18 protein-coding genes are annotated in these 18,879 nt (G+C 67.1%); 4 read left to right on the top strand and 14 right to left on the bottom strand.

The genetic code is table 11. The features are described from left to right. Window positions 1–18: 18 nt before the first annotated feature. Genes KKR91_RS05795 through modA form a run of 5 tightly spaced genes read right to left on the bottom strand, consistent with a single transcriptional unit; the run spans window position 19 to window position 5,456 of the window. Window positions 19–1,287 (bottom strand): molybdopterin molybdotransferase MoeA, encoded by a 1,269-nt coding sequence (locus tag KKR91_RS05795; RefSeq protein WP_210230587.1) that lies wholly within the window; start codon window positions 1,285–1,287, stop codon window positions 19–21. After that, on the bottom strand, window positions 1,284–2,093 hold the full coding sequence (locus KKR91_RS05790; protein WP_210230585.1) for a tyrosine-protein phosphatase: 810 nt from the start codon (window positions 2,091–2,093) through the stop codon (window positions 1,284–1,286). Before KKR91_RS05790 ends, KKR91_RS05795 begins: the two co-directional genes overlap by 4 nt. Window positions 2,094–2,113: 20 nt before the next feature. After that, a complete protein-coding gene (locus KKR91_RS05785; protein WP_210230583.1) occupies window positions 2,114–3,733 on the bottom strand; it encodes a molybdopterin-dependent oxidoreductase in 1,620 nt (539 codons plus the stop codon). A gap of 57 nt (window positions 3,734–3,790) precedes the next feature. Further along, a complete protein-coding gene (locus KKR91_RS05780) occupies window positions 3,791–4,666 on the bottom strand; it encodes a molybdate ABC transporter permease subunit (RefSeq protein WP_237687503.1) in 876 nt (291 codons plus the stop codon). Between the two features lie 13 nt (window positions 4,667–4,679). Further along, window positions 4,680–5,456, bottom strand: coding sequence for a molybdate ABC transporter substrate-binding protein (gene modA, locus KKR91_RS05775; RefSeq protein WP_210230581.1), 777 nt, complete (start codon window positions 5,454–5,456; stop codon window positions 4,680–4,682). A gap of 38 nt (window positions 5,457–5,494) precedes the next feature. On the opposite strand from modA, the gene moaA reads away from it, so the two are divergent. Together moaA and KKR91_RS05765 are read left to right on the top strand one after the other, a co-directional pair. Then, complete coding sequence (moaA, locus tag KKR91_RS05770; protein ID WP_210230579.1) at window positions 5,495–6,643, top strand: GTP 3',8-cyclase MoaA; 1,149 nt, start codon at window positions 5,495–5,497, stop codon at window positions 6,641–6,643. Then, window positions 6,644–6,904 (top strand): MoaD/ThiS family protein, encoded by a 261-nt coding sequence (locus tag KKR91_RS05765; protein WP_210230577.1) that lies wholly within the window; start codon window positions 6,644–6,646, stop codon window positions 6,902–6,904. Between the two features lie 99 nt (window positions 6,905–7,003). Here KKR91_RS05765 and KKR91_RS05760 read toward each other — a convergent pair whose 3' ends face one another. The 8 genes from KKR91_RS05760 to truB form a co-directional block, all read right to left on the bottom strand. Beyond that, window positions 7,004–8,401 carry a M16 family metallopeptidase gene (locus tag KKR91_RS05760; protein ID WP_210230575.1) on the bottom strand — a complete coding sequence of 466 codons (1,398 nt, stop codon included), beginning with the start codon at window positions 8,399–8,401 and terminating at the stop codon, window positions 7,004–7,006. Next, window positions 8,402–10,627 carry a polyribonucleotide nucleotidyltransferase gene (locus KKR91_RS05755; protein ID WP_210230573.1) on the bottom strand — a complete coding sequence of 742 codons (2,226 nt, stop codon included), beginning with the start codon at window positions 10,625–10,627 and terminating at the stop codon, window positions 8,402–8,404. It abuts the gene before it with no gap. Between the two features lie 327 nt (window positions 10,628–10,954). Beyond that, window positions 10,955–11,224, bottom strand: coding sequence for a 30S ribosomal protein S15 (gene rpsO, locus KKR91_RS05750; protein WP_210230571.1), 270 nt, complete (start codon window positions 11,222–11,224; stop codon window positions 10,955–10,957). 135 nt (window positions 11,225–11,359) lie between these two features. After that, on the bottom strand, window positions 11,360–12,346 hold the full coding sequence (locus KKR91_RS05745) for a bifunctional riboflavin kinase/FAD synthetase (RefSeq protein WP_210230569.1): 987 nt from the start codon (window positions 12,344–12,346) through the stop codon (window positions 11,360–11,362). A 105-nt stretch (window positions 12,347–12,451) separates the two neighbouring features. Then, window positions 12,452–13,231 carry a DUF4345 domain-containing protein gene (locus KKR91_RS05740; RefSeq protein WP_210230567.1) on the bottom strand — a complete coding sequence of 260 codons (780 nt, stop codon included), beginning with the start codon at window positions 13,229–13,231 and terminating at the stop codon, window positions 12,452–12,454. Window positions 13,232–13,355: 124 nt separating this feature from the next. Then, window positions 13,356–13,826, bottom strand: a complete 471-nt coding sequence (locus KKR91_RS05735; protein WP_420481425.1) for a hypothetical protein — start codon at window positions 13,824–13,826, stop codon at window positions 13,356–13,358. Further along, window positions 13,823–14,197 (bottom strand): hypothetical protein, encoded by a 375-nt coding sequence (locus tag KKR91_RS05730; RefSeq protein WP_237687502.1) that lies wholly within the window; start codon window positions 14,195–14,197, stop codon window positions 13,823–13,825. Before KKR91_RS05730 ends, KKR91_RS05735 begins: the two co-directional genes overlap by 4 nt. Next, window positions 14,198–15,136, bottom strand: a complete 939-nt coding sequence (truB, locus tag KKR91_RS05725; RefSeq protein ID WP_210230566.1) for a tRNA pseudouridine(55) synthase TruB — start codon at window positions 15,134–15,136, stop codon at window positions 14,198–14,200. A gap of 80 nt (window positions 15,137–15,216) precedes the next feature. On the opposite strand from truB, the gene KKR91_RS05720 reads away from it, so the two are divergent. Together KKR91_RS05720 and KKR91_RS05715 are read left to right on the top strand one after the other, a co-directional pair. Continuing rightward, window positions 15,217–16,374 (top strand): pyridoxal phosphate-dependent aminotransferase, encoded by a 1,158-nt coding sequence (locus tag KKR91_RS05720; protein WP_210230565.1) that lies wholly within the window; start codon window positions 15,217–15,219, stop codon window positions 16,372–16,374. 428 nt (window positions 16,375–16,802) lie between these two features. Further along, entirely contained in the window at window positions 16,803–18,257 is a 1,455-nt protein-coding gene (locus KKR91_RS05715; protein ID WP_210230564.1) for a ScyD/ScyE family protein, read from the top strand. 107 nt (window positions 18,258–18,364) lie between these two features. Here the strand turns inward: KKR91_RS05715 and rbfA are convergent, their stop codons facing one another. Continuing rightward, window positions 18,365–18,835, bottom strand: a complete 471-nt coding sequence (gene rbfA / locus KKR91_RS05710; RefSeq protein ID WP_210230563.1) for a 30S ribosome-binding factor RbfA — start codon at window positions 18,833–18,835, stop codon at window positions 18,365–18,367. Window positions 18,836–18,879: the final 44 nt, after the last annotated feature.

The following is an 18,879-nucleotide window of genomic DNA, read 5'->3' as shown; positions in this document are numbered from 1 at the left end:
TTCGTGGATCTGGCCGATTCAAGAATCTGCTGGGTCCAACAGCCATACTGTCACTTCCGCGCCGGCCGGAACCGCTGCCGTCCCCGCCGGGATATGCACCAGGGCATTGGAGGTGGCCAGGGCATGGAGCAGATGCGAGCCGGGCCCGCCGACCAGTTCGACCCGGCCAATGGTTCCGGCGCCGGCCGGCGGCGTGTAGCGGCCGCGCCGCACCTGGTGCTTGGCGGCAGGGCTGTGGGCGTCTTCTGACAGCAGGGCGGGAAGCTGCGGACGCGGTGCTGGCCGGCCGGTGAGCGCACCGAGTGCCGGGCGGAGGAACACCTCGAACGACACCAGGGAGCTGACCGGGTTGCCGGGGAAGCCGAGGAAGGGGATGCCGTGTACGGTGCCTATCCCCTGCGGGCCGCCGGGCTGCATGGCAACCGGGAGGAACTGCACGCCGTCGGAAGCCAGGGCCAGCCGGACCACCTCATACGCGCCCATGCTGATTCCACCGGAGGTCAGCACCAGGTCAACGGGATGAGCTTCCAGGTCCTCGCGGAGTTGGGCCCGGAAGTTGTCCGGCGAATCGGTCACGATGCGGGCCCGGGCCACCTCGGCGCCGGCTTCCTGCAGGCTGACCGCGAGCAGGGTGGAGTTGGCATCGTGGATCTGCCCGGGTGCCAGCTCCCGTCCCGGCTCCACCACTTCATCCCCGGTGCTGAGCAGCAGCACCCGGAACGGAGCACGGACCTGTACCGCCGGAATGCCAAGCGCGGCCAGCAGGCCAAGCTGCAGAGCACCCAAGCGGGTCCCGGCGGCCAGCGCGACGGTTCCGGCCCGGATGTCGCTGCCGGAGCGGCGGACAAAATCTCCGGCGGCCGCCCCGTCGGGGAAGCACACAGTTGCCCCGGGCCGTTGCCCGTCCGTAAAGAAGGTGTCGGGCACGGCACGCTCGATGGGGACGACGGCGTCGGCCCCCGCCGGCAGCATGGCACCGGTCATGATGGGCGCGGCGTGGCCGGCTGCCAAGACGGGAGCAGCTATGCCGGCGGGAATCGGATCGCTGACATGCAGCTGCACGGCCTGCCCGGAGGCCGGGGCGAGATCCGCAGCGCGGACCGCGTACCCATCCATCTGGGAGTTGTCGAAGGGAGGAAGGCTGCCCGGCGCCCTCACGTCCACGGCCAGGATCCGCCCGGCTGCCTGCACGAGCTCCACGGTTTCAGTACGCTGCGGTGCTGTGGCCAGCGAGGTCTCCAGCAGCCGGTGCACCGCTTCCCGGTGTTCTTCCACTGTCCTGGTCACTGCTGCACCCGCAGCCGGCGGCGCAGCATCACCAGCTCGTCGTCGGTGAGTCCGCCGGAGCGCAGATAGCCGGCGGCGTCGCCGTGTTCGGCAGCGACCCAGGCCATCGCCTCGGTGATGGCTTCGACAGGTGCCCGGGTGACCAAGGTCGTTACTTCACTGGTCAGGGGGACGCCCATGCCGCCGATCATTCCGAGCATCCGGTCCGCCCACTCCCCCGCCAGGTTCGCTTCGCTTTGCCGGTAGTCGGCAACCACGGACTGCGGCTCCACACCGACCGCGCCCAGGATCAGCGCCACGGCCACGCCGGTGCGGTCCTTGCCCGCGGTGCAGTGAACCAGGGTCGCGGAGCCGTCCGCTGACGCCGCCACCCGACGGGCGGTTTCGGTGAAAACCGAGCGTCCGTCCTGCAGCATCCCGATGTAGATCCGGCCCAGGGTAGGAAGCTGCGCCACAGCGGCCTGCACCGCCCGGGATGCTACCGCGGGATCATCGGATCGCACTGCCCGCTGCATCTCTTCTTGGGCCAAACCTGTGAAAGCGCCCTCAAAGAGGGGCATGTCCAGGCAGGAAAACGTGCGGGCCGGGGGCAGCCGGTCCGGTGCCATCTGCTGTTCCGAAGCCGTGCGGAAATCGATGATGGCCTGGATCCCGGACCCGGCGAGGTCCGCCAGGCCACGGGGCGTCAGCCCGCTGATCGCATCCGAGCGATAGAGGACCCCGCATGCGGTCCTGCCGCCTCCGGCCAGCGGCAACCCGCCGATGTCGCGGAAATTCACGGTACCTTCCAAGGCGCTGATCGTCACAAAACGAGCGTAGCCCATCGTCAGCGGACGTTGATCCGAACGGTATGCAGGCCGGTGGCGCCGTCGGGGACCACCGGCCGCTCACGTTCGTCCTGCTCGCTTCCCGTCGCGTTGACGGCGCGCACCGTAAGGGTGTGGTCTCCTGCCTCAAGGTCCACCCGCGCGGACCACTGCACCCAGGTGTCTGCCGAGATCCCGGCGGCCAGCTGCGCATCCTGCCAGCCGCCGTCGTCGACCCTCAGCTGCACTGCCCGGATCCCGGTGTGCTGGGCCCAGGCCATGCCGGCCACGGTGAGCGTCCCGGCGTCAACGGCTGCGCCGCGGGACGGCGTGTCGATCCGGGAGGAGAGCTTGATGGGACCGCGCTCGGACCAGCCACGGTCGGTCCAATAGGCGCTTTCGTCGGCGAACCGGGAGACCCTCAGCTCAGTGACCCATTTCGTAGCCGAGACGTATCCGTAGAGTCCGGGCACCACCAGCCGCACCGGGAAGCCGTGCTCCAGGGGCAGCGGTTCTCCGTTCATGCCCACCGCCAGCAGCGCGTCGCGGCTGTCGGTCAGCGCCTCAAGCGGCGTGGACGCCGTCCAGCCGTCTTGGCTGGTGGAAAGGACCATGTCGGCGCCGCTTTGCACGCCGGCCTCGGCCAGCAGGTTCCGCACCGGCCAGCCCAGCCATTTGGCGTTGCCGATCAGGCTGCCGCCCACCTCGTTGGACACGCAGGCCAGCGTGATCCAGCTTTCCTGCAGCGGTTTGGCGAGCAGCTGCGCGAAGTCGATCTCGATCTCGCGGTCCACCAGGCCCGTGACCTTGAGCGTCCACTGCTGCGCGTTGACCAGCGGCACGCTCAGCGCGGTGTCGATGCGGTAGAAGTCCGCCGCGGGCGTGAGAACCGGGTCCAGCCCGCTGATCCCGAGTTCGGCACCGGCCGGCAGGGGCGCGGCAGGGGTTACCGCAGCCGGCAGCTGCACTGCCTCCCGGACGGCCGCAGTGCTGACCTGGCCTCCGCGTGCGCTTCCGGCCAGGGCACCCGCGGCAAGGCCGACGACGGCGCCGCCGCCCACCGAACGCAGCACATCCCGGCGCCGGGCCCCGGCCTGGCCTGTCCCGGCACCGGCACCGGCACCGGCACCGGCTCCTACTCCTGCTCCTACTCCTGCTCCTGCTTCGGCACGTGCTTCGGCCGTCGCAGCGTCGCGCCAGCGTTCAATCCGCACCATCAACGCGCGCAGCACCAGGATGCCCACGGCCGCGGCCAGCAGCGGCGGGAGCAGGGACAGGGCGCTCATTTGTGCCCTGGTCAGCACGGCTGCCAGGCCGGCGGCGCCGAACAGGCCGATGACGACGGCGCCGGCGGGAGGCCTGCGCAGCTCCAGGACACCGGCGGCGGCGGCAACCACCGCGATGACCACAGCCATCGAGACCAGGAAGGCCACCTTGTCCGCGGTGCCGAACAATCCAATGGCCCAATCCTTCACCGCCGCGGGCATGCCATCGATGACCACGGAGCCGACGGCGCTGACCGGTGACAGAGATGGACTGAGCAGGGCTGCGGCCAGCTCTCCGGCCGCCACCCCCAGGCCGGCAGCAACGATGCCGGCAGCTGCGGCCCAGAGGGTGAAGTGCGGGGCTTTGGTGTTCATGCTGCTCGCTTCTGTTCTTGTGGCTGCCGTCCCTGCGCCGGTCATGGAGGGTGGTCCTCAGCGCGGCAGGAGCAGGGCCATGCCGAACCGGGCGATCACGAGCAGCACCAGGTACAGGGAAATCAGGATCAGGCAGATCCCCAGGGCAATCTCGGGCTGGTTCGAATTCAGGCTCAGCTCGATCTGCAGGGGCAGGGTCCGGGTGCGGCCCTCGATGCTGCCGGCAAAGGTGATGGTGGCACCGTATTCGCCCAGCGACCGGGCGAAGGCCAGCAGCGCCCCCACAACGATGCCCGGCAGAGCCAGCGGCACAGTGATGTAGCGCAGGATGGCCGTCGGCCCGGCGCCCGAGGTGGCTGCGGCCATTTCCAGGTCATGGTCCACGCCACGCAGGCTGCTCAGCGAGGCCACCACGAAAAACGGCAGGGAGACAAAGACCTGGACAATCAGCACAGCCGCCGGGGAATAGCCCACACCCAGTCCGGCAGATTCCAGCACCTGTCCGGCCAGGCCCTGGCGTCCCCAGAAATACAGCAGCGCAATGCCGGAGACCACGGGGGAAAGTACCAGCGGAACCAGCAGGACCCCGCGCAGCACCTGCATCCAGGGGCCGGTGAGTTTACTGAACAGCACTGCCAGCGGCAGGCCCAAGGCCACGCAGATCAAGGTTGACCCCACCGAGGTGGCCAGCGAGAGCCCCAGCGCAGTGCGGGCCTCCGGTGCGGCGAGCAGGGGCCCGAGGGACGTCCAGGGGACATTGAGCAGCAACGCGGCAACGGGTCCGGCGCAGAACAACAGGGCCAGCGACGCCGGGATCCACAGCCAGGCCGGGGTGGTGGCCCTGGCTTCCCGGCTCATGCCCTGCCCCGGCTGCCGGCGGTGCGGCCCGCTGCCCGGGCTGCTGCGCCGGTTCTTCGGCTGGATTTCCTGCACGGGGCCGTCCCGCTCAGGTCCCGGCGGGCTGGAAGCCGGCGCTGCGGAGGATCCGGGCGGCTTCTTCCCCTGCAAGCCACTCATAGAATCGGACAGCTGCCTCATGCTCTGCTCCCTCCGCGGTCAGGGCCGCGGGGTACTGGTTGGGTTCAGGATCGGTCACTTCAAGATACGTCACCCCTTGGTTCGCTGCCGAGAGCGCGTCGGATTGGTACACCAGCCCTGCATCGGCCTGACCGGTCGCCACCTTGGTCAGGACCGAGCGCACGCTGTCCTCCCGGCTTTCCCCGCTCACCATCACCCCTGCCGCAGCAAGCACCCGCTCCGCGGCACGGCCGCACGGTACGGAGGGAGCACAGAGAGCCACTTGTACCGACTCCTGCGCGACGTCGGCCAAGGCCTGCACCTTTCCCGGGTTGCCCGGCGCCAGCGCCAGGACGGAGGTGTTCCCGGCGACCACCTGCTCGGCACCGAGCAGTCCCTCGTCCCGGACAGCCTGCAATGCCTCCAGATCCGCGGTGATAAGCACGTCCGCCGGCGCGCCGGAGCGCAGCTGGGCGGTCAGCTGCGCGCTCGAGCCGAGATTGATCAGCAGCTGCCCGCCGCCGTCGTACGCCTCATTCATTGTGGAGATCACGTCGGTGAGCGAAGAGGCTGCGAAAACGGTGATTTGCTGCCCTGTCCGGTCGCTGCCGGACCCGCTGCCGGCGCCCGGCCCGGAGCAGCCAACGGCCAATACCAGCAGGACGGCGGGGGCCAGCAGATGCCGGCCGGAACGAATACGTCGCATTGATAGAGCCTAGCCATGAAAGGGCGTAGCCTCGACCCATGGGAATCCAGCTGGGAATGCCGGCCGTCGGCCTGCCCGCTCCGCCAACAGGGGCTTCAGCACCGCCCGTGACCGAAGGCGGCACGGCCGGGATCGCCGCCGCTGCCGGGATCCGGGCCGCTGACGGGCTGCTGGACCGTTACGGCCGGCGGGCCACCGACATGCGCCTGTCCCTGACCGACAAATGCAACCTGCGCTGCACCTACTGCATGCCGGCCGAAGGGCTGGACTGGCTCGCCAAGGACAAGGTGCTCAGCGGCGCCGAGATCATCCGGCTGGTAGGCATCGGCGTGGATGTCCTGGGCGTCCGGGAGCTGCGGCTGACCGGCGGCGAGCCGCTGGTGCGGGCTGACCTGGTCGATATCGTGGCCGGAATCCGGGCCAACCACCCCGGGCTGCCGATTTCACTGACCACCAACGGCCTGGGGCTGGATAAAAAGGCCCAGGCGCTCAGGGACGCAGGGCTTACCCGCATCAACGTGTCGCTGGATTCCCTGCACCCGGATACCTTTGCCCAGCTGACCCGCCGGCCGTTCCTGGCCCGGGTCCTCGCCGGCGTGGAGGAAGCGGCGCGGGTTGGGCTGGGACTGATCAAGATCAACGCGGTGCTGATGCGCGGGATCAACGACGTCGAAGCTCCCGATCTGCTGGAGTGGGCAGTCAGCCACGGGTTTGAGCTGCGCTTCATCGAGCAGATGCCGCTGGACGCAGACCATGGCTGGACCCGTGACGGCATGATCACCGCAGCGGAAATCCGCGGCCGGCTGGAGCGTGACTTCGTCCTTACCCCTGATCCGCGCCAGCGCGACGGCGCCCCCGCCGAGCGTTGGGAAGTCCGGCGCCGGGCGGAACCGGAGACGGTGGCCGGCACGGTGGGCATTATCGCCTCGGTAACCGAGCCCTTCTGCGCCGACTGCCGGCGCACCCGGATCACGGCCGAAGGCAGCGTCCGCAGCTGCCTGTTCTCCCACGAGGAAACCGACCTGCGCGAGCTGCTGCGCTCCCCCGGGGTGGGCGATGCCGAGGTCGCGGCCCGGTGGCAGGATGCCATGTGGGGCAAACCGAAGGCCCACGGAATGGACCATACCGGCCTGGGCGATGCTGACTATGTGCAGCCGGACCGGACCATGAGCGCGATAGGCGGCTAAGTGCTGATCCGATATTTTGGGGCTGCGAAGGCGGCATCCGGCGTGGAAGAGGAAACCCTGGACCTGTCCGGGGCGACGCTTCAGTCGCTGCTGGAACTCCTGGCCGGGCGCCATCCGACGGCCTCCGCCGGTGCTCCCCCGCTCAAGAGCGTGATCTCCCGCAGCACGTTCCTGGTCAACGGCTTTGCAGCGCGTGACCGGTCGGTTCCCCTGCAGCCTCAGGACACCGTGGACATCCTGCCGCCCTTCGCGGGCGGCTAAATAGATGAGAACCCCAGCGGTTGAGCCGCTGAACGCGGAAAGTGCGCCTCCCAGGAGTGGGAAACGCACTTTCCGTGGTCTGAAACCGGGCAGGAAGGGCTAGAAGCCCAGCTCCGCGGCCGATTCGAACGGCCCGACAATCGTGATGGTGCGCGGTGCGGCAGCCAGCTCGGCGGCCAGCGCCTGCACTTCCTCCGCAGTCACTGAACCAATACGGGACAGTGACTCGTCGATGTCGATAAACTCTCCGCTGACCAGTTCGGCCCGCCCCAGCCGGGACATGCGGGAGCTGGAGTCCTCCAGCGCCATGACCATGCCACCGGCGATCTGGCCGCGGGCCTTCTTCAGCTCGGCGGCGTCCACGCCGTCCTTCGCGAGGCGTTCCAGTTCGGACCCCATCAGGTCAATGACCTGCCGGGTCTTGGCCGGAGAGCAGCCGGCGTACATGCCGAAGTACCCGGCATCGGCATAGGACGCAGAGAAGGAATACGTGGAGTAGACCAGGCCGCGCTTTTCGCGGATTTCCTGGAACAGGCGCGAGGACATGCCGCCGCCCAGGATCGTATTCAGGACGCTCATGGCAAACCGCCGGTCATCGGTGGCCGTCAGTGACGGGCAGCCCATGACCACGTTGGCCTGTTCGACCGGCCGGTTGATGACCTGGACTCCGGCGGTGCCGGTGATGACTGCGGGCTCGGTGTTCCGCCGGGGCGCCGGTGTGGCGTCTTCGGACAGGTCCCAGCCGGCCTTCTTCAGGGCATCGAGCACCAGGGCGCAGACGTCGTCGTGCTCCAGGCCGCCGGCAGCGGTGACTACCAGTTCAGTGGGGCGGTAGTAACGCCGGTAGTGCTCCAGCACGGCTTCGCGCGGAACGCTCTTGATCGCCTCGGGAGTGCCGCCGATGGGACGTCCCAGGGCGTGGTCGCCCAGGACGGCTTCGGCGAACTTCTCGTGGCACAGGTCGGCGGGATCATCGGCATCCATGGCAATTTCTTCCAGGATGACGTCGCGTTCCTGCTCCAGCTCCTCCGGGTCCAGGACCGCGGAGGTGATCATGTCGGTGATGACGTCAATGGCCATCGGCAGATCGGTATCCAGCACCCGTGCGTAGTAGCAGGTGCTTTCCTTGGCCGTCGCCGCGTTGGACTCCCCGCCGACCTCGTCAAAGGCCAGCGCGATGTCCAGCGCCGAACGGCGCGTGGTGCCCTTGAACAGCAGGTGCTCAAGGAAGTGGGTGGAGCCGTGCCGGCCCGCGGCTTCATCCCGCGAGCCGACACCAACCCAGAAGCCGATGGTTGCGCTCCGCTGGCCGGGCATGGCTTCGGTCAGCACGCGCACTCCGCCGGGAAGGACGGAACGGCGCACGACGGCGCCTCCCGGAGTTCCCATCACAAGGGACGGGTCACCGGGAAGAGTGGTCAGCGGAAGGCGGACAACCGTCCCGGATGCCGGAGCATTTCCGGCATCGGGACGGGTTCCATCAGCAATATGTGACATCTACTCTGCGGACTCGGTTTCTGCTGCTTCTTCGCCTTCGGCGTCTTCAGCAACAACCGGAGACAGGGACAGCTTGCCGCGGTCATCGATCTTGGTGATTTCCACCTGGATCTTCTGGCCGACGGAAACAACCTCGTCAACGTTGTCGACACGCTTGCCACCGGCGAGCTTACGCAGCTCGGAGATGTGCAGCAGGCCGTCCTTGCCCGGGGTCAGGGAGACGAAGGCACCGAACGTGGTGGTCTTCACTACCGTACCGAGGTAACGCTCGCCGATCTCAGGGATCTGCGGGTTGGCGATCGCATTGATCGCCGCGCGGGCAGCCTCGGCGGATCCGCCGTCGGTTGCGCCGATCAGGACCGTGCCGTCATCTTCAATGGAGATGTCAGCGCCGGTGTCTTCCTGAATCTGGTTGATCATCTTGCCCTTCGGGCCAATGACCTCGCCGATCTTATCCACGGGGATCTTCACCGAGATGATGCGCGGCGCGAACTCGGAGAGCTCGTCCGGGGTATCGATCGCAGCGTCCATGACACCGAGGATGTGCAGGCGGGCTTCACGGGCCTGCTTCAGTGCTGCTGCCAGCACGGATGCGGGGATGCCGTCGAGCTTCGTGTCCAGCTGGATGGCCGTGACGAACTCGGAGGTACCGGCAACCTTGAAGTCCATGTCACCGAAAGCATCTTCGGCGCCGAGGATATCGGTCAGGGCGGCGTAGCGGGTTTCGCCGTCGACCTGGTCGGAGACCAGGCCCATGGCGATACCGGCAACCGGAGCGCGCAGCGGGACACCGGCGTTGAGCATGGACAGCGTCGAGGCGCAGACCGAACCCATGGAGGTGGAACCGTTGGAGCTCAGGGCTTCGGAGACCTGGCGGATGGCGTACGGGAATTCCTCACGCGTCGGCAGCACCGGCATGAGCGCGCGCTCTGCCAGGGCACCGTGGCCGATTTCGCGGCGCTTGGGCGAACCCACGCGGCCGGTTTCACCGGTGGAGTACGGCGGGAAGTTGTAGTTGTGCATGTAGCGCTTACGCGTTACCGGCGACAGCGAGTCGATCTGCTGTTCCATCTTGAGCATGTTCAGCGTGGTGACACCCAGGATCTGGGTTTCGCCGCGCTCGAAGATGGCCGAGCCATGAACGCGGGGCAGAACCTCTACCTCGGCGGTGAGCTGACGGATGTCCGTCAGGCCGCGGCCGTCGATGCGGACCTGCTCCTTGAGGATGCGCTGGCGCACAACCTGCTTGGTGACGGAGCGGAATGCTGCGGAGAGTTCCTTCTCGCGGCCTTCGAAGCGCTCGGAGAGCGAACCAACAACTTCGTCCTTGAGCTGGTCGGCGGCGATGTCGCGTTCCTGCTTGTCGGCGATCGAGAAGACCTTGGCCAGCTTGTCGGCGGCTGCGGCTTCCACTGCTTCGTAGACGTCGTCCTGGTAGTCCAGGAAGATCGGGAACTCGACGGTGGGCTTGGCGGCGCGGGAGGCCAGGTCCGACTGTGCCTCGCACAGAACCTTGATGAACGGCTTGGCCGCTTCCAGGCCCTCTGCAACAACCTCTTCGGTCGGGGCGGTGGCGCCCTCTTCCTTGATGAGGTTCCAGGCTGCGTCGGTGGCTTCGGCTTCCACCATCATGATGGCGACGTCGTCACCGGCAATGCGGCCGGCAACCACCATGGAGAAGACTGCGCGCTCCAGTTCGGAGTGCTTCGGGAAGGCAACCCACTGGTCGTCGATCAGGGCAACGCGGACGCCGCCGATCGGACCGGAGAACGGCAGGCCGCTCAGCTGGGTGGACATGGAGGACGCGTTGATCGCAACGACGTCGTACAGCACGTCGGGGTTGATCGCCAGGACGGTGACCACGATCTGGACCTCGTTGCGCAGGCCCTTGACGAAGGCGGGGCGCAGCGGACGGTCCATCAGGCGGCAGGCCAGGATGGCTTCGGTGGACGGGCGGCCTTCGCGGCGGAAGAACGAGCCCGGGATGCGGCCGGCGGCGTACATGCGCTCTTCGACGTCGACGGTCAGCGGGAAGAAGTCAAAGCCTTCGCGCGGGGACTTGCCGGCTGACGTAGCCGAGAGCAGGACGGTGTCATCGTCGATGTAGACAGTGGCTGCGCCTGCAGCCTGCTGGGCCAGACGGCCGGTTTCAAAGCGGATGACGCGCTGGCCGTACTTGCCGTTGTCAATGACGGCTTCTGCGAACTGAATTTCGGGACCCTCCATAGAAGAGTCACCTCCGTTTCTTCGTTGGCGGAGGCATCCAGCATCGTCCCAATAAACGCGTGCACCGCTCCTGGAGCGGGTCGGTTCAACACCCGGTCTTCGATCGAGGTCCACGGGCACAAACTCCCGGAGACCACTACCGAGGACCGCGAATGCTGCGATGCTGGCTGACTCCTGTTGATGTTTTGCTGGTTACTGCTGTCTTGCTGGTTACTGCTGTAGTGCTTGTGTTTTCACACGGCGGGTGCGCTTCCGGTCAAAGCCGGTGTCCATGCCTGCCTGAAAAGGGCGGCTCCCACGATACGCAGGGCCGCCCTTCTGCAAAGACTACTTACGCAGGCCGAGACGCTCGATGAGCGCACGGTAGCGGGTGATGTCCGTTTCCTTCAGGTAGGAAAGCATACGACGACGACGACCAACCAGGGCCATCAGGCCGCGGCGGGTGTGGTGGTCATGCTTGTGCGTCTTCAGGTGTTCGGTCAGGTCGAGGATACGACGTGACAGCACAGCAACCTGCACCTCAGGCGAACCGGTGTCGCCTTCGGCGCGGGCGAACGCCTGAATGATTTCCTGCTTGACTACGGGATCAAGTGCCAATGTAACTCTCCTAGAGTTGTGCCGTGAGGCCCGAGTCAGCACTGCGCTGCCGGGAACTTGGCGTCCTGCGAGGACGAGTCCTCCAGACGCAAAGAAATTCAGCCGCCACGGACCGCAGCCGAATTTGAACCCAGTTTACCTGTCGGCGCTGCTATCTGTCGAAAGGACATCCCTGGTGCGCGCCACGTCAAGGCGCATCTGCTCGATCAGGGCGGCAGGGCCGGTATAAGCGACCATCCCGCGCAGCCTCTCCACGAACTCGACCACCACCTGCTGGCCATACAGGTTGAAGTCGGTGATCTTCTCGTCCGGCCGGTCGATAACGTGGGCCTCGACCTGCCGGCTGACGCCGTCGAACGTCGGGTTCGAGCCGACCGAGATGGCTGCCGGCCAGCGGGTTCCGGCGGCGTCGACCATCCACCCCGCGTAGATCCCGTCCGCGGGAATCAGCCCGGTGGACTCCGGCGCCAGGTTGGCGGTGGGGAAACCCAGCTCGCGGCCGCGGGCAGCGCCGTGGACCACCTCGCCGCGCATGCGGTGCGTGCGGCCCAGCAGCCGGGCGGCGGTACGTACATCGCCGCTGCGCAGAGCTTCCCGGATCCAGGTCGAGGAGCAGCGCCGGCCGCCGGCGTCGGACCCGTCCGGCAGGGCACCGAAGTCCTCCACTGCCTGTACTTCAAAGCCCAGCTGCGCACCGAGGTCGCGCATGGTCTGCAGGTCACCGGCGTTGCCGCGGCCGAAGCGCACGTCGTGCCCGATCACGACCGCGCAGACGTGCAGCCCGTCCACGAAGACCCGGCGCACGAATTCCTCGGGGGTCAGGGAGGCCAGCTGCAGGTCGTAGTGCATCATCAGCAGCCCGTCCAGGCCCGTGGCTGCCAGCGCCTCGCGGCGGTCCTGCGGGCCCATGATGAGTTCCGGGGCGGCTTCCGGCCGGTGGATCTGGGCCGGATGCGGGTCGAAGGAGATGGCCACGGCTGCGGCGTCCTTGGCGCGGGCCACCTTCACCAGGCGGTCCAGCACGTGCTGGTGGCCCAGGTGCACGCCGTCGAAGTTCCCGATCGTGACTACTGTCGGACCGATACCGGCAGGAACCTCCGCCAGGTCATTCCAGTAGTACACACAGGCTCCTTAGGACAGACGGTTCAAAGGTCGCGGCGGTGCCGCGGCTGGGGGGCCGGCAGCGCACCTGCGCCAACCGGACCTATCCATTATGGCCGAAAAGGATCAGCCCCGCGTTCCGCCGCCGGCAGCTGTACCGCCGCGGTTTGCGTTACCCTCGCTGTATTCGCGCTTGAGGTCGCTGGTCTTGGCGATGAAGCGGTGCCAGACGAGCAGGGCCGGCGGGAAGGCCAGCTCAAGGATCATCAGGATGATCATGCTGTAGTGCGGGGTTCCGCTGAAGGCCCAGGACAGCACCCGGCCGATCCCTCCGAGGAAGACCATCAGGCAGACCAGCCAAAGCATGTTCGCCCATTTGAATTTCACCGCAATGGCAATGAACGCCGCACCGACGCCCACCATCATGGCCGAGAAGAACCGGAACTGGGACTCCAGGGAGGTGTTGACCTCTCCCCCGCCGGTGTCCGGCACACCGGCAGTGCCGGTGACGAGGTAGAAGATCCCGACGGCGGCAATCAGGACACCCACGATGATGACGACGGCGCGGAAGACACCCCAGTCGTCGCTGCTCTTGTACGGCCGAGTCTTGGACTTGGAGGGCTTGCCCTGTGGTGCGGCTGTTCCGGCATTTGTACCGGCAGGCTTTCCAGCGGGCGGAACCTGCAGCTTTTCGGTGGGGCGCGCCCCGGCGGCAGCTGGGTTTTCGGCGGGGTTTCCGGCAGCCGGGTTTCCGGCGGCGGGAACATGCGGCTTGCGCCCTGCAGGGGGCTGGTTCTGGGCCGGCCGGCCCTGATCGGGCTCGGCGGGCTGGGCGGGCTGGCCCTGCCTCGGCTGACCTGCGCCGCCGTCGGGGCGGTCACTGGGACTTGCGGCGGTATTACTCATGTCTGCCCCCTGAAGGCGTGGAAAACCATGCGGATGTGATGCACTCCTGCCATCGTCTCACGCGTCACATCACAAGGGGGCACAGCTGCGGGCCGGTTTTGCGAACCGCGGCTGCCCGGTTGCCTCAGCCGCGTGCGGACGCGCTTCCGCGGTGCCGGTACAGCCACCAGAGGCCGAGCATCGGAAGCAGCAGCGGCACGTAGCCGTAGCCTGCACCGAAGCCGGACCAGACGGTGTCATCGGGCAGCGCGGCAGGATCCACCAGGCCGAAGATCCCCACCGCCAGCACGCCGAGCATTTCGATGCTCACGGCAACAACGGAGACGGCATAGGCGCGGGGGCCGGATTTTGCCAGGCCGACGGTCGCCACGATGTACACGACGGCGGCAAAGGCAGACAACAGGTACGCCACCGGGGCGTGGTCGAACTTGGTGGCGATCTGGAAGCCCGCACGGGCGGTGGCGGCCAGGGCGAAGATCGCGTAAACAGCCACCAGCAGGCGGCCGGGGCCGGCATTGCGGCCGGTCGGTTCGGCTGCCGGCTCAGCCTGGGGGCTGCCGGGTGTATTGGTGGGTTCGGGGTTGTTCATTTTCATGCGAGGGGTACTCCGTCCCAGATCTGTTCCATCCGGAACAACATGACAAAAACCGTGATGCCGACGGCGCCGAGGACCACGTTGGACCAGCGGCTGCGGTCCATCAGCGACCACCAGATGGCGCCTGCCGGAACCAGCATGGCGGTAAAGAGGTAGCCCCAGAACTCCCAGACCGGGCCGGCCACGCCTTCCCCGCCGATCTGGCGGAACACGGCGGTTACGCCGTAGACCAGCAGGAACAGCTCCACGGCGGCCACGGACAGGATGGTGAGGTCGTTCGGCCCCTGCTTCAGGATTGCCGCTCCGAAACACAGGACCAGCGATACCAGGCACACGATGGTGCCCACAATGAACATCGGATCGACAACCACCTACGCTGCCTCGTTCCCGGGCGCGAAGACCAGCAGGGCCTTGGCGTAGGCCGCCGGGAACTCCCCGCCGGAGGGGCCGCGGTTTTCGAGCAGGCCCACCAGCGTGCCGCTCGGGGCGAAGGCGGCCACTGGCGCGCCGTCGTCGTTGGCGGTGTCAGACGGCGCGATGCGGCGGCCGTGGGAAAGATCGGTGGCTTCGGCGGCGGTCAGTTCCCGGACCGGGAACAGCGCGCGGGCGGCGTCGTCGAGCTCGAGGACCTGCAGGTCGGCAGCGAGCTGCTCCAGCGTGGCGGCCTGGGCCAGGCTGTACGGACCCACGCAGGTGCGGCGCAGCGCGGTCAGATGCCCGCCCACGCCCAGGGCGGCGCCGAGGTCGCGGGCCAGGGCACGGATGTAGGTGCCGGAGGAGCAGTCAACGGTGACATCGACGTCGCGCAGCTTGCCGCCGGCTTCGCGGCGGATGTCATGGACCTCGAAGCGGGAGACGGTCACCGGACGCGGCGGAAGGTTCACCTCGGCGCCGGCACGGACCCGGGCGTAGGAGCGTTCCCCGTTGACCTTGATCGCGCTGACGCTGCTGGGGATCTGCTGGATGTCGCCGGTCAGGGCCGCAACGGCAGCCATGATCTCTTCATCGGTGACGGCTGCGGCGATTGTTTCGGCGGTGACCTCGCCCTCGGCGTCGTCAGTCACGGTGGACTGCCCCAGCCGGATGGTCGCTTCGTATGTCTTGGAGGTGCCCACAATGTAGGTGAGCAGGCGCGTGGCCTTGTTGATTCCGATCACCAGCACGCCGGTGGCCATCGGATCCAGTGTCCCGGCATGCCCCACTTTTCGGGTTCCCGCTAGTTTCCGCAGGCGGCCAACCACATCGTGGCTGGTCCATCCCTGCGGCTTGTCCACAATAATCAGCCCTGAACGGACCTGCCCGGAATTCACGCCTTTCAGTATATGCGGCCCCGGACTGCTGTTACGGACGCAGGTCGCTGCGGGCACCGTTGCGGCGATAGCATGCCGGTATGCCTGAGCTCTCCTCCCACGTCCGCGACGCCGCTCCGAACCAGATCCGCGAGATCACCCAAGCCGCGTGGGCGCAGCCCGATTCCATTGTGCTCAGCATTGGGGAACCGGGTTTCCCCACTCCCCCGCACATCCTCGAGGCCGCGCAGGCAACCCTGGGCCGGGACGAGACCGGCTACACCCCCAACGCCGGGATCGCCCCGCTGCGCGCCGCGTTCGCCGACCGCATCTCCCGGCAGACCGGCACGGAGGTGTCACCGGGCCGGGCGTTTGTAACCTCCGGAGCGCAGCAGGGACTGCACCTGGCCATGAGCATGCTGCTGGACGCAGGCGACGAGATCCTCATCCCCAACCCCGGGTATCCCACCTTCGCCATGACGGCCCGGCTGCTGCATGCCGAGCCGGTGGAGTATCCGCTGTATCCCGAGCACGACTTCCAGCCGCGGATCGAGGACATCGAAGCGCTGATCACCGAGAAGACCCGGGTGCTGCTGCTGAATTCACCGTCGAACCCGCTGGGCGCTGTGTTCAGCGCCGGTTTGGTCCGTGACCTGGTGGAGCTGGCACGGCGCCGGGACCTGTGGATCATTTCGGATGAATGCTACGAGGCGTTCACTTACGACGTCCCCCATGTGAGTCCGCTGGCGTACGACGGCGGACCGGGCGGGGAACGCGTGATTGTCTCAGTCACGCTGTCCAAGACATACGGCCTCACCGGGCTGCGGATCGGCGCCCTCATTACTCCTGCCGGGCTCGAGGCTCCGATGAGCATCGCGATGGAGGCGATCGTCTCCTGCGTTGCATCCCCGTCGCAGTACGCGGCCCTGGCTGCGCTGACCGGGCCGCAGGATTACGTCAGCGCGGCTGCCGCACATTACCGCACCAACCGGGATGCGGCGTCGGCCGTCCTTGACGCCAAGTCCATCCCGTACCTGAAGGCGCAGGGGGCGTTCTACCTCTGGGCCGACCTCTCCCACGCCTCGGACGGCAACGTCCGGGCATGGACGCAGAAGTTCCTCGCGGAGCAGGGTGTGGCCGTGGCGCCGGGAACCGCTTTCGGCTCGATCGGTGAAGGGTGGATCCGGATCGCGTTGTGCGGTGATGCCGTGGAGCTGGTGACCGGGCTCGGACGTCTTCCGGCGCGGGATTCCGGGTAAATTCGGTAAACCACGCTGCCCCCGCCGTCGACTGTCGGGATCACGCCGCTTCCAGGGGGCCGAAGGGGCATCACCTCGACACTCGGCGTGCCGAAGGGGCATGACCTCCACACTCGGCGTGGCAAAGGGGCATGACCTCCACACTCGGCGAGGCGTACCGGGCGTGATGCCACCACGGCGGATCGACCGAAGGTGGCCCGGGACAGCGCTACCGGCGACATACGCCTGGCCGGCACGTGGGCCCGCAGCCGATTACCCACTACCCGGTTGGTTGCAGCAAGTGGAGTACTTCAGCACCGGATCCTGATATGTACCTGCCCAAACGCTGAGCCTAAGCTGTGAAAGCTTCATCCGGGGGCGTGGCTGGGAACCGCGGAAATGTTGAAGCGAGTCTCGCATTGCACTTGACCAATGCTGAGGAGATCACCGTGAAAAAAGCACCCCCCGCCATTGCCGTCCTGGCCGCTGCGGCGGCCCTTGGGCTGGGCGCCTCCCCCGCTTCTGCCGGAGGTTGGGACAATGATCCACCGGATACGCCGCCCACAGCAGGCGAAGTCAGCACCGTCGCCGAAGGACTGCTCTCGCCCCTGAGCTTCGCCGTCGGCCGGGGACCGATATTCGACGTGGCCCAAAGCAACCTCGGGCTGCTGACCCGGATCACCGGCGACGGGACCACCGAGGTCCTCGATACCGGGCCCGAGGGCTATTCTTCGGGAGCTGTCTCGCGGTCCAGCGGAACCACGTACTACACAATGGCCGTCGGAGCCATGACCCATGATCCTTCGGAGAATTTCTCGGTTCTCAAGTCGATCGACAGCGACGGCACGATCGAGACCCTCGCCGACATCGCAACCTACGAATACACGGAAAACCCTGACAGCATCAATACCTACGGCTTCGAGGGCCTGGATCAGGCCTGTGCGGCGCAGCTCCCCCCGGACATGCCGGCCAGCTACACAGGGCTGCCAGACTCCAACCCCTATGCCACCCTTCCCGTTGATGACGGCGTGATCGTGGCAGATGCCGGCACCAACGCGCTGCTGCTGGTGGACACCGACGGCGGCATTTCCACACTGGCCGTCCTGCCGCCCATACCCGCCACGATCACGGCCGAAGCCGCAGCGGGGCTGGCGCTCCCGGCGTGCACTGTCGGCCAGGTCTACAATCTGGAACCGGTGCCGACCGATGTCGAGATGGGACCCGACGGCAGCCTGTACGTGACATCGCTGCCCGGAGGGCCTCCGGACCTGGGCGTCGCGCCGGGATCGGTGTTTCAAGTGAACCCGGACGATGGAACCTCGGAACTGGTTGCCACGGGTTTTGCTGCTGCCACCGGCCTGGCCGTGAACGACAACGGAGACATTTTCGTAGCTGAATTGTTCGGCAACCGCATTTCGGTGGTCCGTGCCGGATCTGACACTCCGGAACTGTTCTACGAAGTGAACCAGCCTGCCGCCCTGGAGCTGCGCGGCGACGTTCTCTACGCGAGCGTGGACGCCTTGCCGCCGGGAGGGGAAGCGACGGAGCCCGAAACCGGAGAGCCCCCTGTGGCGGAGCCTCCCGTCGATCCGGGGCCACCCGCCGGACGGATCATCAGCATCCAGCTCGACGACGGCCAGGGTGACGGCCATGGCGATGATTGTGACGACGGCAAGGGCCACGGCCACGGCGACGGGTACGGCGCCGGCTGGGGCCATGGCGGAGGCAAGGGCGATGGGTACGGCACCGGCTGGGGCCATGGCGGAGGCAAGGGCGACGGGTACGGCGCCGGCTGGGGCCATGGCGGAGGCAAGGGCGACGGTAAAGGTGACGGCCACGGCTGGGGCAAAGGAAAGGGCCACGGTTACGGCGCAGGCTGGGGACATGACGGAGGCCGCAGGTAGCGCCTAGCGGACACCGCCGAACACATCAGCTTCAACAGCAAAGAGGGGCGGTTCCTTTCGGAACCGCCCCTCTTCTCTTCTCCGTCCCGTGGACGAAGTGCTGCTGACTACTTTGCGTCGGAACCGGTCGGAGTTTCCTCGTCGTCGTCTTCGTCGAAGTCCTCGTCCTTGCGGTACGGGTCGGCTTCGCCGGCGTACGTCGCGCCTTCCTTGAGGGCCTCAAGCTCCGCGTCGCGCTTCTTGGCGGCACGGATCAGTTCCTCGAGGTGGCTGGCGTTGACAGGGATCTCGTCGGGGACGAATTCCAGGGTCGGCGTCAGGCGAACGGTGATGTTCTTTCCGACCTCGGCACGCAGGACGCCGCGTGCGGACTCCAGCGCAGCCTTGGTGTCTGCCTGCTGTTCCTCGTCACCAAATACCGTGTAGTAAAGGGTGGCGTGCTGCAGGTCATTGGTGACACGGGCATCGGTGAGAGTCACAAACCCCAGCCGGGGATCCTTGATCCGCCGTTCCAGCGCCTGGGCAACTACAACCTTGATTCGGTCAGCGAGTTTCGCAGCGCGTGCTGGATCTGCCATTACCTCTCCTTAATAAGATGTGCGGGTTCGTACGACGACGGCGG

It is taken from the genome of Arthrobacter jiangjiafuii (assembly GCF_018622995.1).
Lineage (GTDB): Bacteria > Actinomycetota > Actinomycetes > Actinomycetales > Micrococcaceae > Arthrobacter_B > Arthrobacter_B jiangjiafuii.
The sequence above is the reverse complement of the archived record's forward strand: the minus strand, read 5'-3'. Positions and strand labels throughout refer to the sequence as shown.

What these genes read in the sequence shown, in the direction of transcription:
- KKR91_RS05755 (WP_210230573.1), bottom strand. Translation starts at nt 10,627, where the DNA reads ATGGAGGGTCCCGAAATTCAGTTCGCAGAAGCCGTCATTGACAACGGC.
- KKR91_RS05785 (WP_210230583.1), bottom strand. Translation starts at nt 3,733, where the DNA reads ATGAACACCAAAGCCCCGCACTTCACCCTCTGGGCCGCAGCTGCCGGC.
- KKR91_RS05735 (WP_420481425.1), bottom strand. Translation starts at nt 13,826, where the DNA reads ATGAAAATGAACAACCCCGAACCCACCAATACACCCGGCAGCCCCCAG.
- KKR91_RS05740 (WP_210230567.1), bottom strand. Translation starts at nt 13,231, where the DNA reads ATGAGTAATACCGCCGCAAGTCCCAGTGACCGCCCCGACGGCGGCGCA.
- KKR91_RS05720 (WP_210230565.1), top strand. Translation starts at nt 15,217, where the DNA reads ATGCCTGAGCTCTCCTCCCACGTCCGCGACGCCGCTCCGAACCAGATC.
- KKR91_RS05760 (WP_210230575.1), bottom strand. Translation starts at nt 8,401, where the DNA reads ATGTCACATATTGCTGATGGAACCCGTCCCGATGCCGGAAATGCTCCG.
- modA (WP_210230581.1), bottom strand. Translation starts at nt 5,456, where the DNA reads ATGCGACGTATTCGTTCCGGCCGGCATCTGCTGGCCCCCGCCGTCCTG.
- rbfA (WP_210230563.1), bottom strand. Translation starts at nt 18,835, where the DNA reads ATGGCAGATCCAGCACGCGCTGCGAAACTCGCTGACCGAATCAAGGTT.
- moaA (WP_210230579.1), top strand. Translation starts at nt 5,495, where the DNA reads ATGGGAATCCAGCTGGGAATGCCGGCCGTCGGCCTGCCCGCTCCGCCA.